The organism is Massilia litorea (genome assembly GCF_015101885.1).
Lineage (GTDB): Bacteria > Pseudomonadota > Gammaproteobacteria > Burkholderiales > Burkholderiaceae_D > Telluria > Telluria litorea.
This window is the reverse complement of sequence record NZ_CP062941.1, coordinates 1,280,857-1,296,799: the sequence shown is the minus strand read 5'-3', so window position 1 is coordinate 1,296,799 and position 15,943 is coordinate 1,280,857. Positions and strand designations below refer to the sequence as shown.

Genomic DNA, 15,943 nt, shown 5'->3' with positions numbered 1-15,943 from the left:
GCTAAGGGCGATTTGCTGTGGGCAAAGTCTTAACGAGTAGCAACGAAGAGTAGCATGAAACATCACCTCTTTTTGTTGCCGTTGCGCATTAACCATTCCAGATTGTCGTTTTTCAGTGCACAGCGCGCGACATTTTGAAGATAGGCAGAATGATCGAGGTAACGATGGTGCCGACCAGTACGCCCATCACCAGCAGCATCACCGGTTCGGCCATCTTCGCCAGCGCGTTCAGCTGGCGCGTCAAATCTCGTTCATAAAAATCGGCGACCCGTCCCATGACGCGGCCGAGGGAACCGGTCTGCTCGCCGGTGTCGATCATCTGCTTGACGCTGACCGGAATCAGGGAGCTGTCGCGAAAGCCGGCGGCGATGCCGCGTCCCTCGGTCACTTGCACCTCGAGGTCGCCGATAAAACGCTGGAACTCGGCGTTCGGAATGACGTTGCGGCAGGCGCCGAGCGTGGCCAGGATGGTCACGCCGCGCTCGAGCGAAATGCCCATCACGCGCATCAGGCGCGTCAGGTAGATCTTGATGAAGATGTCTTTCACGAAGGGCACGCGTAGCTTCATGCGGTCGAGCCATTCGTGCACGTCGGGACGGCGCGAGGCCACCAGCAGGCCACCGACGAGAACCAGGGCGCCGATGCCGAAGACCGTGCCGTGCCGGGTCAGGGCATTGCTGGCGGCAATAAAAATCTTCGTCGTCAGCGGCAGTTCGTCGTAGATCGCCGTGAACATCACCGAGAACTTCGGGAACACGGCCACCAAGATGAACACCACCACCAGGATCGAAAACACGATCAGGAAGCCGGGATAGGACAAGGCCGAGACGATGGTGCTGCGCAGCCGCTCCTGCTTTTCGTCCATGTCGACCAGCTGCTCGAGCACCTCGGCGAGAAAACCGCCTTCCTCGCTGGCGCCGATCAGGTTGATGTAGGTCGGCGGGAACAGGTCCGGGTGTTTGTTCAGTGCTTCGGAAAAGCGCTGGCCGCCGACGATGGCGTCCGCCACTTCGCCGATGATGGCCTTTAAACGCGGCTTGACGGTCTGGTCGCGCAGCGCGCCGAGGGCGTCGTGCAGGGGCACGCCCGTTTCCAGCAGCAGCGCCAGGCGTTCCGTAAACAGCATGCGGTCGGCACTGCCGATGCGCTCCTGTGTGAAGGTCCACGCCGGTTTGCGCGCGGCCGCCTTGGCGGCGGCCGGCCCGGCCAGTTCGGTCGCCGTCACCGGCGCCGGCAGATCGTCCCATTCGAGTGCCATGCCTGTCCTTTACAGCGAGTGCACGACGCGCGCGATTTCCTCGGGCGTGGTGTCGCCGCCAAAGGCGCGCTCCATGCCGTCGGCATACAAATCGCGGTGGCCGCTGTTGGCCACGTGCTGGGCCATCGTGTCCTTGCTGGCATTCGCCACGATCATGCGCTGCAGCTCCGGCCCCACTTCGAGCAGCTCGTAGATGCCGAGCCGGCCCTTGTAGCCGGAGTCGTAGCACGACGGACAGCCGCGCCCCTTCAGGAGTTTCAGATTGCCCTCTCCCTTGTAACCATAGGCGGCGGCCGCGTTCGGCGGCACGAGATAACCCGTTTTGCACGCCGGGCAGATGCGGCGCACCAGGCGCTGCGCCATCACCCCGATCAGGGCCGACGACAACAAATAGGGTTCGACCCCCATCTCGACCAGGCGGGCGACGGCGCCCAGCGTGTCGTTGGTGTGCAGGGTCGTGAGCACCAGGTGCCCGGTCAATGCCGCCTGCACCGCGATTTCCGCCGTCTGGCGGTCGCGCACCTCACCCACCATGATGATGTCCGGGTCCTGGCGCAGCACGTGCTTTAATATTTTCGGGAAGGTGAGGCCGATCGCATCGTTCACCTGGTTCTGGTTGATGATGTCCAGCTGGTACTCGACCGGGTCCTCGATCGTGACGATGTTTTTCTCGATGCTCTTTAAATAGTTGATCGCCGCGTACAGGCTGGTGGTCTTCCCGCTGCCGGTGGGGCCAGTCACCAGGATCAGGCCGTGGCTGCGGCCGAGCAGCCTTTTAAACGTGTCGACGGCGCCGCCGTTCATGCCCAGCTTGTCGACATCGAGGATCGACTGGTTTTTATCGAGCACACGCAGCACCACCTTCTCGCCGTAGATGCCGGGCAGGGAAGAAAAGCGCAGGTCGACCGTGCGGCCCTGCGTCATCACCTGGATGCGGCCGTCCTGCGGTAATCTGCGCTCGGCGATGTCGAGGTGCGCCATCACTTTCAGACGCGAGACGATCGCCGGATGCAGTTCGATGCGCGGCGACATGACCTCGTACAGGATGCCGTCGATCCTGAGCCGGATGCGCGACTTGTTGCGCGAGATCTCGATGTGGATGTCGCTGGCGTTGTCGTGGATCGCGCGCTGGATCACGGCATTGACCATGTTGATCACCGGGCTGGCGCCGGCCATCTGGTCGATCTGCGTGTAGTCGTCCGGGATCTGGTTTTCCACCAGTTCGAGGTCGTTCGCCTCGCTGTGGATAAAGTCCGGCATGGTGCCGCCGTAGGCATCGTCGCGCACGCGGTTGATGTCGGCCGGCGGCGCCATCGCCACCCGGATGCGGCAGCCGGTGCGGGCGCGGATCTCGTCGATGCTGTGCACCGCCTGCGGCTCGCCGGTGGCGATCGTCAGCGTGTTCTCGACCACGAACAGCGGGATCACGTTCAGGCGTTTCGCCACGTCGCGTTCCAGCAGGGAGACGGCGGTCGGATCGTACAGGCCCGCGCGCAGGTTCACGAAGGGCAGGTCCAGCTGTTCGGCCAGCGCCTGGAACAGAGCGGCTTCGGACAGCCACTTCTTTTCGACCATGATGAAACCCATGCGCTTGCCGGTCTGCTCCTGCAGGCGTGCCGCCTCCGCCACCTGGGCGGCGGTCACGATGCCGCGTTCGACCAGGATGTCGCCGAGTTTTAATTGACCGGCCGGGCGCGCCGGTTTCGCCGGCGCCTGCGGTGCGTCATACAGGGCCACCTGGTCGGCGACGCCGGTGATCGTCAGGATATCGAGCAGCAGCGGGCTCGGATAGGCCAGTTTGAGCCAGCCGCCGAGCGAACCCAGGCGGGCGGCCGCGCGCGTCATCAGTTCCAGCGCGCGCCCGGACAGCAGCGGCACCTTGCCCAGGTCGAGCACGATGCTGACCTGGTGCTGGGTGATGCATTCGGCGAGCGCGCTTTCCACGGCGTCGATGGCCTCCGTTGCCACCAGCGCCATCGCCGGCGCCAGGTAGGTCATCGAGCCGATGCGGCTGCGGGTAACTGCTTCGCTCATTTAGGCTGCAGCTCCCACCGCGCTGAGGGCTGGCTCGCGCGCGATATTGAAACGGGCGATCCATTCCGGCTCTTGCGCGCAGACCGCCTCGAACACCTTGATGATGGCCGGGTCGAGCTGGCTGCCGGCGACGCGCGCGATCTCCGCCATCGCCACTTCGTGGCTGCGCCCGGCGCGATAGGCGCGCGAGCTGGTGATCGAATCGTAGGTGTCGGCCACCGCGATGATGCGCGCATGCAGCGGAATATCGTTGCCCTTCAGGCCGTGCGGGTAGCCGGTGCCGTCGTATTTTTCCTGGTGGTGGCGTGCGCCCGGTACCGCCCCTTTTAAACGGTCGATGTGGCGCAGGATCTCGTAGCTGCGCTCCGGGTGCACTTTAATGAATGTGAACTCGTCGGCGGTCAGGCGGCCCGGTTTGCACAGTACCGCGTCGGGAATGCCGATCTTGCCGACGTCGTGCAGCAGCGAGCCCCAGAACAGGTCGTCGGTGTCGCGTGGTCCGAGGTTCAGCGCTTCTCCGATCTGCATCGTGATGTAGTGCACGCGCTCGGAGTGGCCGCGCGTGTACGGGTCTTTCGCTTCGACCGCCTCGATCAGGGCGTTCGCCATCTGGTCGTTGAATTGCCGGGTCTCGGCGAGCATGCCGTACATCCTGGATAAGCCCGACAGCTGGTTCGCCAGCAATTCTCCCAGCTTGCGGTCGCTGTTCGAAAAATCGGGTTTCGCAAGATGGTTCGCCAGCACCAGGATCGCGACGACACTGCGGTCGTGGATCACCGGGCAGCACAGCAATTTGAAGGGCAGGTCGGTAAAGATATAGGCGCGGCGCGGGTCGGCCACGTCGTTGATGACGATCGGTGCGCGTGCCGAATGGGTAAAACGGTATAAATCGCCGCGCATCTCGACCAGCACCAGGTCGAGGTTGTGGATCGGCGCCGACAGGTTCGTCGCATGCACGCACAGGTTTTCGCCCGGTTTGACGAAGGCGGCGACATCGGCGTCCATGTGCTCGGCCCAGCTTTGCAGCAGTTTCTGGAACAGGTCGGCGCCCGGTTCCAGTTGCTGGACCTGCTTGTCGATCGCATACACCAGGTGCAGCTCTTCGTAGCGCTCGGACAGTTCTAGCGCCATGTTGTCGAGTTCGCGCTTGGCCGCGACTTCGTCGGCGATGCCGGCGCCGATGTCCTCGAAGGTTTCGGCGAGCGCATCCCAGGCGATCGGGGCCTCAGCCAGGGTCTCGACACGCACGGCAAGGTAGCCGAGCAGCCCGGTCTTGCCGTGGATCGCCATGTAGAGCAGCGTGTCGCCGTCCGCGTCCAGGCGTTGCAGGCCGTCGCCATCGCTGTGCCAGTTGAAACCGGCGGCGCAGCGCACGCCGATCCAGGCGGCGATGTCGCTGTCGGCGCGTGCGGTCCACACGGCAAGGCCGCCGGCATCGCACACCGCGAAGTCGTGCTCGACGCCGGTGACGCGGCGCAGCCAGCGCGCATGGCGGGAAAAATCGAGCGCGTGCAAAGCGTCAGGCTGCATGGGTGTTCTCCTGCTGGGTGGCGGCACTCGTAAAATGGGCGGCCAGGCGTGCGATCAATTGGCGGGGGCTGAGCGGCTTTTCGAGAAAATCGACATTCGCCAGTTCCTTCACCCATTCGCGCTCGTTCGATGCCGTCATCGAGGTCATCACGAAGATCGGGAAGGGGGCGTCGGGATAGCGGGCGCGCGCCGTGCGACACAGCTCCCGCCCGTCCATGCCGGCCATCTGGATGTCGCTGACCATCACGTCGGGGCGGCGTACGCCCATCTTTTCGAGCGCCTCGGCGCCGTCGTTGGCGCTGGCGACCTCGTAGCCTTCGCGCTCGAGCATCAGGCGCAGCACGCGGATCACGTGCGGCTCGTCATCGACGAGCAGGATCATGCGTTTGTTCATAGGACTTGGCCTCCTTCGACCAGGGCCGGCATTTTTTTCAGGTGGATCGAGAACACGCTGCCGTGTCCCAGTTCGCTGTCGATCGTTAGGCGGCCATGGTGCAGCTCGACGATCTGATTGGTGAGATACAGCCCGAGGCCGTGGCCGCCGCGCTGCTCAAGGCCCGTTTCGCGCACGCGGAAGAATTTCTCGGTCACGCGCTCGCGGTCGTCCGGGGTCATGCCGATGCCGCTGTCGCGGACCGCGATCACGACGTCCGAGTCGCCTTCGTCGGCCGCCAGCACCACGCTGCCCCCAGGCTGGTTGTATTTGATCGCGTTGTTCAGCAGGTTGTTGATGGCAATGCGGAACAGGTCCTTGTCGACCGAGACGGCCGCCAGGTCGCGTGCCACCTGCAGTTCGAGGCGGATACCTTTACTGTCGGCGCGCGCACGCGCCTGCTGCCAGGCGTCGCGCAACAAGTCGTCGAGTTTGACGCGGTGGCGCTCGGGACGCATGCTGCCCATCTCGAGCTTGCTGACGTTGAGCAGGTTGTTGACGAGCGAATTCATGCGCTCGACTTCGTCCTGGATCACGTTGATCGCTTCCACGCGCAGCGCCGGATCGTCGACGCTGGCGTCGGCCAGCATTTCGCCGTACATGCCGATCACGTTCAGCGGCGATTTCAGTTCGTGCGCCACGTGGGCGACGAAATCGTTGCCGGCCTGGCGCGCCAGGTGCTCGCGGGTGGCGTCGCGCAGCACCACCAGGGTGCCGTAGGCCATCGAGTGGCCGAGTAATGCCTGGGCCGTGGCCCATAAACGCTTGTCGGGCACGCCGGCCGGGTTGAATTCGATCGTCATCTGGCTGCGCGTATCGAGTCCGGCGCTGCGAAAGCGCGCCAGCATCGCACGCAGTTCCGGGTCGCGGCACCAGGCCTCGACCGGCTGCGACAGCACCTCGGCGACAGGTACGCCGAGCAGGGGCTCGATCTTGCCCGTGGCGAAAGTCACTTCGCCTGCCGGATCGAGCACCAATAATCCGTCCGGCAGGCATTGCAGCACCGCCTGCATCTTGTTGCTGCCGTATTCGAGCAGGCGGCCGCTGGCCATGCTGGCCACGCTTTCCTGTTCCAGCTCGCGGATGCGCGCGCTGGCCTGGTCGAGGTAGCGGTTCAGTTTATGCGCCAGGCCGCGCACGTCGGCATCGCCATCGTTCCCGTTTGTCGGCACCACGGCCGGCAGCGCCTGGCCCGACCCCGCCTGGGCGGCGGCGACCGTGCGCAGCTGCTCGCCGAGCGCGGCCAGCGGCGCCATTTCGCGCTTGATCACGAGGTAGATCAGCGGCACCAGCAGGAACATGGCCAGCGCAATCAGCGCATAGAAGGGCAGGTCCTTCATGGCGAAGGGCGTGCGTGGCTCGAAATAGCCGATCCGCACCTGCATTTTCTCGTCGGCGCTGGCCAGCGGGCCGTGGAATTCGCGGATCGCGCGTCCGTTCTGGCCGGCGGCGATGAGGCGCTCGGCAAACCCGGTCAGGGCCAGCGGCACGGCGGGCGGCACCAGGGTGCCGGCGCTGGCCACTTCGGTCACATTGCGCCCGTTCTCGAAGCTGACGGCCGCATACGCAAAATCCGGATTGTCGCGGTAGGCGAGAATGGAGTCGAGCACGCTGGGCGCGCCCTTGCCCGGCGCCAGCACCGCGACCGGCAATGCCGCCAGCGAACGCACCATGCCCAGGCCCTGGGCGCGTACCTGTTCCGCATGCTCGGTCTGCTGGCGTTGCAGCAGCAGGGTTACCACCAGTGCGATCACCGCTAGCGACGAGACAATGAGAATCAGGCCGATCCGGTTATTTTTCATGATGGCGGGTCCTTCCGGGCGTGTGCGGCGCTGGTCGACAGTAAGTGGTGGGGAAGCGTCAGACTATAGTTGAAAATTTCTTCAAGGAAAATAACATTCTGCTTTCACTGCCTGTCTGGTCAAGTTTTTGTCGATACCGGTACACACTTCCGGACGAAATGCGAAGTTTCAGCCTAGAACGCCGGCGCGATCTGGAACAGGGCGCCTGCGCCATCCGCGCTATAGTGATAACAACCAGACATCACTCCTGAAACACATGAGCAATTCACGCTACGACTCTTCCGACAACGACACCGGCGACGACGACGCCTTCCTTGAACGCGAACTGAACCTGGGCGAGCGCGGCATCGAACTGGTCAAAATGGAAGGGCGGGTGTTCCTGCGCTTTACGGGAGAAGTGAAATACGAGGGCCTGCGCGTGCGCTACGCGCTGGTGCCGGCGCGCGGCGTGCTGGCCAAGCCGAGTAAATGGCGCAAGATGGATTTGACGAGCCGGCGCGCGCTGATCGAGGAGCGCACGGGCGACAAGGCGCTGGCGGAACTCCAGCTCGACACCGAGGAGTTCGTGCGCGACATCGCCGAGCAGGCCGATGATGCCGGTTTCGACCCGCGCGTCTTCCTCGGGGTGCTCGAGGAACTGGAAACCTCGGAGCCGGCCGACTACGTGTTCGAGCGGATTCGCCAGCGGGTAGAACACGCGATCGAGCGCGAGCAGGAAGAACGACACGCCGCGCGCACCAAGGAAAGCATCAATCTGGCCGAATACCCGGAGTCCTTCGAGGTCGCCAGCCGCATGCAGCGTAAATTCATTGCGCTGCTCGGGCCGACGAATTCCGGAAAAACCCACCGCGCGATGGAAGCGCTGGCGAAAGCGGGCAGTGGCGCCTATCTCGCGCCATTGCGGCTGCTGGCGCTGGAAAACTACGAACGCCTGCAGGCGGCGCGCCCCCATGGCGAGCCGATCAAGGTGAGCCTGATCACGGGAGAGGAGCGCCGCATCGCCGAAGGCAGCACCCACGTCGCCAGCACCGTCGAGATGCTGGACAGTAAAACGCCGATCGAAGTGGCCGTGATCGACGAGATCCAGATGCTGGCCGACCGCGACCGCGGCGCCGCCTGGACCGCCGCCGTCTGCGGCGCGCCGGCCTCGGTCGTCTACCTGGTCGGGGCGCCGGAAGCGCGGCGTGCGATCGAGGCCCTGGCCGAACGGCTGGAAGTACCGTTGGAGGTGCATGTACTGAAACGCATGGCGCCGCTGGCGATGGAGCCAAGCCCGGTCCGTAAATTGTCGAACCTGCGCCGCGGCGATGCCGTCATCGCGTTTTCCCGGCGCGAGGTCCTGATGTGGCGCGACATGATCACGGAAAAGGGGCTATCGGTCGCCACCGTCTACGGCAACCTGTCTCCGGAAGTGCGGCGCGCCCAGGCCGAACGCTTCAGGGAGGGACAGGCCGACATCGTGGTCGGTACCGACGCGCTGGCCATGGGTTTGAACATGCCGATCGCGCGCATCGTGATGACGACCGCCGTCAAGTACAACGGCGTCGAGGAGGAAGAGATCTCGGCGGCGCTGGCCAAGCAGATCGCCGGCCGCGCGGGACGCTATGGCGTGCACGAAGAGGGCTTTGTCGCCGGCTACGACGACGACACCCACGAAGTCATGCGCGCGCTGATGAAGGAAAAAATTCCGCCGGTGCCGGCCAGCGGCTTTGCCGTCGCCCCCTCGCTCGAACAATTGCACAGGATCTCGTCGGTGACGGGAGAAACCTCGCTCGTAAAACTGCTGCGCCGCTTCGTGCACAACATCGACGTCCCGGACGGTTTTTTTTATCCGCGCATCACGGAGGACCAGAACGAACGCGCCGAGTGGCTCGACACCCTGGACCTGACGGTGGCCGAAAAATTCATGCTGTCCCTGGTGCCGATTTCAAGCCGGGTGCCGATGCTGCAAAGCGCCTGGGAGCACTGGGCCTTATCTCTTGCGAAAAAGAAGGTCAGCCGGCTCACGCCGCATCCGGAAGGGCTGTTCTGGAAGAACCTGCAGGAAGTGGAAGACACCTGCCGCATGTATTCGGCCTATGCCTGGCTCGGCTACCGCGCGCCGGAGTTCTTCCCCAGCATCGAGGAAGCGCAGCAACTGGCACGGGAAGCATCGGAGCGGGTCGATTCGCTGCTGCAGCAGCAGAATGCCGCCACGCGCAAGCGGCAGGGCGGGAATGCGCATAAATCGAAGCGCAGGGCCTAGCCCGGGGCACCCTCCGGCAATGCTTGTCCACCCGGTGTAGGATAGCCAATTCGCCACTCGGGATAACCCAACATGACCACCGCACCAACCCTAGAAGCTTTCAACCAGCGCGGCATCGGCACGCTGCCCGGCTACCTCGGCATCGAGATCATCGAGGTCGGCCACCAGAGCATGACCGCGCAATTGCCTATTCAACCGCACCACCTGGCGCCGAACGGCTATTTACATGCCGGCAGCGTGGTGACCCTGGCCGACACCGCGGCCGGCTATGCCTGCATCGCCAACCTGCCCGAAGGCGCCCAGAGTTTTACGACGATCGAACTGAAATCGAACCATTTCAGCACTGCCCGCGAGGGCACCATCGTCGCCGTGGCGAACATGGTGCACGGGGGCCGCACGACCCAGGTGTGGGACGTGAAAGTGACGGACAAGTCAAATGGCAAGACGATTGCCTTGTTCCGTTGCACTCAGATGATCCTGTATCCGAAGTAAGAAACTTATGGCGGCGGCACGCAAGCTGCCGCCACGCCGGCCGCGGTGCCGCCCACGGCATGCAGATCGGACGGCGGCTTGCCGTTGCCGGCCAAAATCGCCGGTTGGCCCTTATAGGTGAGCGTCAATTGCTCGCCCGTATAGTTGGCGAGCGCCTTCGGCACGAAGATGGCGAAGCGGTAGTTCAGCTCAGGATAGTAGCCGCTCTGGAAAACCTGTTCGGGCGGGCCTTCCTGGATTTCGGCGGCGATGGCGTCGAGGATCGGCATCGTATCGCCCGCATTGTTCAGGTCGACCTGGCCCTGGTAGCGCAGCGAATAGGGCGGCAGGCCGCCGAATTCGCGTCCTTCGTGGCTGACGCGGAAATTATTGACGCTGTAATGAAAACCGCGCTGCGCACGCCCGTTGACGTCGACACTGCACACGACAAAGATGGCCCAGAAGCCCTGCGAATCGACCGGAGACAGGTAGCCCACGCGGTACAGCGCGGCCGACAGGGGAATCGGGTTGGTAAACCGGATTTCGTGCGCGTTCGCGACATGCTGGTAATGCAGCACGGCGACCGCCCTCGGTTTCGGCCCGGCGCAGGCGGCCAGCGCGAGCAGCGCCATGCACATGCCTATCCTGCGAATGAAATACCCCATTGCATCTCCTTTGCGCGCACGGCCAGCGGCTTTGCGGCCCGCGAATGCATCAAGCTTGGCCCGTTCCGGCGCCATCGGCTTGAGCTAAGTCAGGCGTGCTGTAGCGTGTTCGCCGCGATCGCGGCCCGCTGGCGCGCATGCATACGAGTGTAATGACAGTTCGGCATCGCAGCAAGGCGAGCACGGCCCATCGAAGCCTTAGCCCGCAGCGAGCGCCTTTTGCAGCAGGGCATGCACTTGCTTGAAATCTGGCTCGCCGACATAGCGCTTGAGGATGCTGCCATCCTTGCCGATCACAAAGGTAGTTGGCGTCATGGTGACGTCGCCGAAGGACCTGGCGATGTCTCCGCCCGCATCGAGGGCGACGGTGAAGGGGAGTTTGCGGGTTTCCGTAAAATTGACGACGTAGTTCGGCGGGTCGTACTGCATGGCCACCGCGACGAATTCCAGGCCCTGGCCCTTGAACTTGTTATAGGTGTCGACCATGGCCGGCATCTCGTGCACGCAGGTGGTGCAGGAGGTTGCCCAGAAATTGACCATGACGACTTTGCCGCGCAAATTCGCGGTACTGATCTTGTCGCCGGCAATGCTGATGAAAGTGACGTCGGGCGCTTTTTCGCCATGCGCCAGGGTCGTGTAGCCGACCCCCGCCAGCGCGAGCACGAGTGCGCCGATGGCGGCAGGTTTGATCCAGGAGCGAGTAGGAGCATTCATGGCGCAGGCGGAAAAAAAGCGGGGCGGGCCCCGCCGTGATTACAGGGCGACCGAGGAGGTTTTCGGATACTGCGTGCGCAGTTCCTCTTCGGTCAGATACTCGAAAATCTTGACCACTTTCTGGACGCCGGAGACGCTCTTCGCGATGTTCGCGGCCAGATCTCCTTCGCGCTGGGTCACGCGGCCCATCAGGTAGACCGTACCGCGTTCGGTGACGACCTTGAACGAGGTGGCCGAGATCGTTTTCATTTCGACCAGGCTGCCCTTCACGTTGCCGGTGATGATGGCATCCGACGAACGCGAGGTATAGCTCGACGGGCCGGCCACGGCCAGTTCGTTGATGACGGCAACCACGTTCTCGATGCCGCGCACTTCGCGCTCGACATTCGCTTTCATTGCCTCGTCGCGCACTTCACCGGTCAGCAGCACCTTGCGGTTGTAGCTGGCGATGTTGACGTGGCCGGCGTCGCCGACCAGTTTCGGCACCAGGACTTCGGCCTTGACCGTGATCGACTTGTCCTCGGTCTGCGCGCCCAGCGTGCGGCGGTCCATGCTGGCGGCCGCACCCATCGCGGCGCCGCCGATGACCAGCGGCACGCAGCCCTGCAGCGAGCCGATCAGGGCTGCGCACAGGACGGCTTTTGCCAGGGAGCCCTTCAGGCCGGGTTTATTCATTCTCGTCTCCTCCGAATAGCGCGACGTCGATGCCGTCGCAGATGCAGTGAATCGCGACCAGGTGGACTTCCTGGATGCGCGCGGTACGGCTGTGCGGCACGTTGATGTGCACGTCGGCGTCGGTCAGCAATTTGGCGAGCGCGCCGCCATCCTTGCCGGTAAAGGCGACCACGCGCATTTCGCGCTCGAGCGCGGCCTCGACGGCGGCGAGCACGTTGGCCGAATTACCCGAGGTCGACATCGCCAGCAAGATATCGCCGGCCTGGCCGAAGGCCTGCACCTGCTTCGAGAAAATCTCGCGGAAGCTGTAGTCGTTGGCGACGGCCGTCAGGATCGACGTGTCGGTGGTCAGCGCGATGGCGGGCAGCGGGAAGCGCTCGCGCTCGAAGCGGCCGACCAGTTCGGCCGCGAAATGCTGGCAGTCGGCAGCCGAGCCGCCGTTGCCGCAGGCGAGAATCTTGTTGCCGTTGGACAGGGCGCCGAACATCAGTTCGATCGCCTGCGAAATAGGTTGCGCCAGGGCCGGGGCCGACTGCAGTTTGAGGTCGGCGCTCTCCTGGAAGTGAGCGAGGATGCGTTGAGTGTTCATAGCCGACGATTATAGTGTAGTAGCAATGGCAGGCGGCAAAGCGTTTTAAACATTGCTTACAAAGCCGGGATATCTTGTCACACTTGAATCGCGTCGCGTAGCCAGTCGAGTTCTTCTCCGTCGATCGCGACGACGTCGAAGCGGCAGGGCGGTACGGTGGGAAGGCGTTGCAGGTAGACTTGCGCCGCACGGATCAGGCGCCGGATTTTGCTGGGGGTGATGCTGGCCGCGGCCCCGCCGTGGCGGCGGTCGGCGCGCTGGCGCACTTCGACAAAGACGAGCGACTCGCCGTCGCGCATGATCAGGTCGATCTCGCCGCCTTTGCAGGTGAAATTGGCCTCGACCAGGACCAGCCCGTGGCGGCGCAGGTAGCGCAGGGCGGTTTGCTCTCCCTCGCGGCCTTGCGCCTGCTTCTCGGACAGCTTGATAAGAGCCATCTCACTTCCCGGCTACCGCTTCGTAACCGATGCCGTCGCGGTAGACGGCGGACGCCTCAATGCGCCGCAGCGACCAGGCGCCATTGTTCCGGCGCACCGACAGGCGTCCGGTCACGCCGTCCAGCTCGAAGCCGGTGCCCGGCTGTTGGACCAGGGTGCGCGCCACCTGGAAGGCATCGATGCCGAGCGCATATAAACGCTGCATGTCGAGCGAGTCGCTGTCGACCGGGCGTGGGTAGAGCATCACTTGCGCGTTGTCCGGCTGGATGGTCCAGGGCAAATCGACCAGGCGCACGCCATCGAGTTCCGGCACCGCCAGGCCCGGGGAACGCCCCGGATTGGCCGCCGAAAGCGCATAGGTCGGCAGCGAGGTGCCGAGCGAACTGCGCACCTGGCGCAGGGTGCCGGCGTCGAGCGCGGCGAACACCAGTTCCGGACGGTCGACCGCGAGGCGCGAACGCAGCTCGGACAGGGCATTGGCGTCGACATAACCGTCGTTGATCGGCAGTTCGACACGCGCGTTGTTGTGGCCCAGGCGCGTCCAGCGTGCCGCAAACGCGCCGGCGGCGCGCTGCTGCCAGGCGGCTTTGCCACTGAGCACCAGGGCGCGTCCGGCCGGGTGTTCCTGGGCGGCCCAGTCCGCTGCCTGTCGCGCTTCTTCTTCCAGCGACAGGCCGAGGACCAGCACCTGCGGCGGCAGCGGGCCCTCGGTTTGCGGGTGGTTCAGCACCAGGGTGGGCCGGGTCACGGCATTGCTGCCGATGATCGCCGCCACGCTCGAGCGCGCCAAGGGGCCGACGATGATATCGTTCTGTTCGGCCGCGCGGGCATAGGCCTGCAGGGTCGACTCGGGCGACTCGCCGCTCGCGACCACGGTGACCTCGATTCCTGCGCCGTCGCGTTCCTGGCCGGCCAGGAAGCCGGCGCGCACGGCCTCAGCCGCCTGGCCCAGACCCGGCGACCCCAGCGGCAACAGCAGGGCAATGCGCGCCGTACCAGCGGCGGGCCGGGCGCCGGACTGCGGGTTATTCGTTCCCGGATACAGCTCCACCGGAGAAGTGCGCATTTCCGAGGGCGGCGTTTCCGGCGGCGCTGGCGGCGGCTCGCTCGGTACCGCACTTGTGTTTGGCTGGACGGGCGCGCACAATCCGCCCGGTACGCCGCAGCCCAGGTCGGGCGGCATGGGCGTGGTGCAGCCCGCAAGGATGCCAACTGCGCCGGCGGCCAGCAGGCCTTTTTTCATAAGACTTTTTACGAGCATCGTATCCTCAACATGAACGACAACCAGTCCATCGATATCGCCCAGCTCCCCGTGATGGCCGAGGCAGCTCAACAGTCTTATCCTACAGCAACATTGTATGTGGTGGCCACCCCGATCGGGAACGCCACCGACATCACGCTGCGCGCGCTGCACCTGCTGGCGCTGGCCGACGTGGTCGCCTGTGAGGATACGCGCAAAACCGGCGCCCTGCTCACCCGTTACGGCTTGAACAAACAGATGCTTGCCGCGCACCAGCATAACGAGCGCGAAGCGGCCGACAAGCTGGTCGCGCGTCTGCGTGCAGGCGAACGTGTCGCTTTGGTGTCGGACGCCGGCACGCCGGCTGTCTCCGATCCTGGCGCGCGCATCGTCGACGCCGTGAGGGAGGCCGGCCTGCGCGTGATCCCGCTGCCGGGCGCCTCGGCGGCGGTCACCGCGCTGTCCGCATCCGGCCTGGTCAACGACCGTTTTAACTTTGTCGGCTTTTTGCCGGCCAAATCGAAGCAGCGCGAAGCGGCATTGATGGAACTGGCGCGCGAGCCGGCCACCCTCGTCATCTATGAAGCGCCGCACCGGATCGTCGATTGCGTCGAGGCCCTGGCCGCGGCATTCGAGCCGACGCGCCAGGTCGTGTTCGCGCGCGAACTGACCAAATTGTTTGAAGAAATCCACCGCTGCCCGCTGGGCGACGCGCTGGCCTGGGTCAAGTCCGACCAGCACCGTGAGCGGGGCGAATTCGTCGTGCTGGTCGAAGGGGCGACGGTCGAGACCGATGCGCAGGATGCGGAAGCCGAGCGCATCCTCAACATTTTGTTGGCCGAATGCAGCGTCAAGCAGGCGGCGAATCTGACGGCGCAAATTACCGGGCGCAAGAAGAATGCCTTGTATGAGCGGGCGCTGCAGATCAAGGGCTAGCGTTCCGCATGGGCATGGCGTGCCCGATGAAACCGTAGGCGAGGCCATTGGCCTCGCCTACTCCTACCATTTGCACCCGCTATCCTTTTTGTCCGCCAGGATCAGCAAGGGCCCTAACAAGCCTCCCGGCAAGCCGTCCTTGCAGTCCCTCCGTTTCGCCGCCCCGATCGCCCGCGCGGCCCGGGATTCGGTCTCCAGTGGTTTTTCCGGAAATTGTCCGATGGCCGTGCCCTCTTTGGCCGGATCGCGGATATTCGCCAGCGAACGCGCCATCCTGTGCGCCGCCTCGCGATCGAAGTGCGGCGCCTCGGGTTCGCTCGCAGGTTCGGGCGCCTGCTGCACCGTCAACGGATCGGATTGGGCCGGTTCCGGCGTCGGATCGACCGCGATCACGGGGCGGGGTCGATGCGGCTTCGCCCGCTGCACCGGCCGCGCGGCGGGTGAGGTCGGCGCCGCTTCCTCGACGCGCGGCGCGGGCGGCGGTGGGGGCGGTGGCCGCAGGCGCACGGCGATCGGGCGCGGCGTGGCCACGGTCGGCGGCGGCGCGCTGCGCCCGAGCGTCAGCACGAGCGCGTGCACGGCCAGCGAGAGCGCGATTGCGGCCGCGATGCGCCGGTTGATCCGGCCGGCGTCGTCCATCAAGCTGCCCCTGCCTGCTGCCGCCAGTTCCACCAGTTCCCCTCCTGTTGTACGAAACAGCCAAAAAAGAAAAACCCGACCTTGACCAAAGGCGGCTCAGCCGCTATGATGTGTGTCTTCGGAGTGTAGCGCAGCCCGGTAGCGCATCTGGTTTGGGACCAGAGGGTCCAAGGTTCGAATCCTTGTACTCCGACCAGCATTGAGAGAAAAGCCGACAGCGAAAGTTGTCGGCTTTTTTCGTTTACGTCTGGCCGCATGCAGCAGAGCGCCCCTCG

The 15,943-nt window shown here is 64.6% G+C and carries 15 protein-coding genes and 1 tRNA gene; 4 read left to right on the top strand and 12 right to left on the bottom strand.

Features of this window, described 5'->3' with window-relative positions; all coding sequences use genetic code 11:
• Nucleotides 1-112: 112 nt before the first annotated feature.
• From LPB04_RS05695 to LPB04_RS05675, 5 genes are read right to left on the bottom strand one after another with little or no spacing between them, the layout of a single operon-like run.
• Nucleotides 113-1,258, bottom strand: coding sequence for a type II secretion system F family protein (locus tag LPB04_RS05695; protein ID WP_193687766.1), 1,146 nt, complete (start codon nt 1,256-1,258; stop codon nt 113-115).
• Nucleotides 1,259-1,267: 9 nt separating this feature from the next.
• The gene (locus LPB04_RS05690) at nt 1,268-3,292 is read right to left on the bottom strand and encodes an ATPase, T2SS/T4P/T4SS family (RefSeq protein ID WP_193687765.1); all 2,025 of its coding nucleotides are present in this window, start codon (nt 3,290-3,292) and stop codon (nt 1,268-1,270) included.
• The gene (locus LPB04_RS05685; RefSeq protein ID WP_193687764.1) at nt 3,293-4,822 is read right to left on the bottom strand and encodes an HD domain-containing phosphohydrolase; all 1,530 of its coding nucleotides are present in this window, start codon (nt 4,820-4,822) and stop codon (nt 3,293-3,295) included.
• Nucleotides 4,812-5,216: a response regulator gene (locus LPB04_RS05680; protein ID WP_193687763.1), complete on the bottom strand. Its 405-nt coding sequence runs from the start codon at nt 5,214-5,216 to the stop codon at nt 4,812-4,814. The genes LPB04_RS05685 and LPB04_RS05680 overlap by 11 nt, the downstream gene beginning before the upstream one ends.
• A complete protein-coding gene (locus LPB04_RS05675; protein ID WP_193687762.1) occupies nt 5,213-7,057 on the bottom strand; it encodes a sensor histidine kinase in 1,845 nt (614 codons plus the stop codon). The genes LPB04_RS05680 and LPB04_RS05675 overlap by 4 nt, the downstream gene beginning before the upstream one ends.
• 256 nt (nt 7,058-7,313) lie before the next feature.
• On the opposite strand from LPB04_RS05675, the gene LPB04_RS05670 reads away from it, so the two are divergent.
• A complete protein-coding gene (locus tag LPB04_RS05670) occupies nt 7,314-9,302 on the top strand; it encodes a helicase-related protein (RefSeq protein WP_193687761.1) in 1,989 nt (662 codons plus the stop codon).
• Nucleotides 9,303-9,374: 72 nt separating this feature from the next.
• Nucleotides 9,375-9,794 (top strand): PaaI family thioesterase, encoded by a 420-nt coding sequence (locus LPB04_RS05665; RefSeq protein ID WP_193687760.1) that lies wholly within the window; start codon nt 9,375-9,377, stop codon nt 9,792-9,794.
• Nucleotides 9,795-9,799: 5 nt separating this feature from the next.
• Here the strand turns inward: LPB04_RS05665 and LPB04_RS05660 are convergent, their stop codons facing one another.
• The 6 genes from LPB04_RS05660 to LPB04_RS05635 form a co-directional block, all read right to left on the bottom strand.
• On the bottom strand, nt 9,800-10,438 hold the full coding sequence (locus tag LPB04_RS05660; RefSeq protein ID WP_193687759.1) for a hypothetical protein: 639 nt from the start codon (nt 10,436-10,438) through the stop codon (nt 9,800-9,802).
• A gap of 198 nt (nt 10,439-10,636) precedes the next feature.
• Nucleotides 10,637-11,152 (bottom strand): peroxiredoxin family protein, encoded by a 516-nt coding sequence (locus LPB04_RS05655; RefSeq protein WP_193687758.1) that lies wholly within the window; start codon nt 11,150-11,152, stop codon nt 10,637-10,639.
• Between the two features lie 39 nt (nt 11,153-11,191).
• A complete protein-coding gene (locus LPB04_RS05650) occupies nt 11,192-11,827 on the bottom strand; it encodes a BON domain-containing protein (RefSeq protein ID WP_193687757.1) in 636 nt (211 codons plus the stop codon).
• Entirely contained in the window at nt 11,820-12,416 is a 597-nt protein-coding gene (locus LPB04_RS05645; protein ID WP_193687756.1) for a phosphoheptose isomerase, read from the bottom strand. The genes LPB04_RS05650 and LPB04_RS05645 overlap by 8 nt, the downstream gene beginning before the upstream one ends.
• Before the next feature lie 77 nt (nt 12,417-12,493).
• A complete protein-coding gene (locus tag LPB04_RS05640; protein WP_193687755.1) occupies nt 12,494-12,853 on the bottom strand; it encodes a YraN family protein in 360 nt (119 codons plus the stop codon).
• Nucleotide 12,854: 1 nt separating this feature from the next.
• Nucleotides 12,855-14,096 carry a penicillin-binding protein activator gene (locus LPB04_RS05635; RefSeq protein WP_227496630.1) on the bottom strand — a complete coding sequence of 414 codons (1,242 nt, stop codon included), beginning with the start codon at nt 14,094-14,096 and terminating at the stop codon, nt 12,855-12,857.
• A 30-nt stretch (nt 14,097-14,126) separates the two neighbouring features.
• On the opposite strand from LPB04_RS05635, the gene rsmI reads away from it, so the two are divergent.
• Nucleotides 14,127-15,029, top strand: coding sequence for a 16S rRNA (cytidine(1402)-2'-O)-methyltransferase (rsmI, locus tag LPB04_RS05630; protein ID WP_193687753.1), 903 nt, complete (start codon nt 14,127-14,129; stop codon nt 15,027-15,029).
• 63 nt (nt 15,030-15,092) lie between these two features.
• Here the strand turns inward: rsmI and LPB04_RS05625 are convergent, their stop codons facing one another.
• Entirely contained in the window at nt 15,093-15,668 is a 576-nt protein-coding gene (locus LPB04_RS05625; protein ID WP_193687752.1) for a hypothetical protein, read from the bottom strand.
• 119 nt (nt 15,669-15,787) lie between these two features.
• Between LPB04_RS05625 and LPB04_RS05620 the strand changes: the two genes are divergently transcribed.
• Nucleotides 15,788-15,864 (top strand) — tRNA-Pro (locus LPB04_RS05620).
• Nucleotides 15,865-15,943 lie beyond the last annotated feature (79 nt).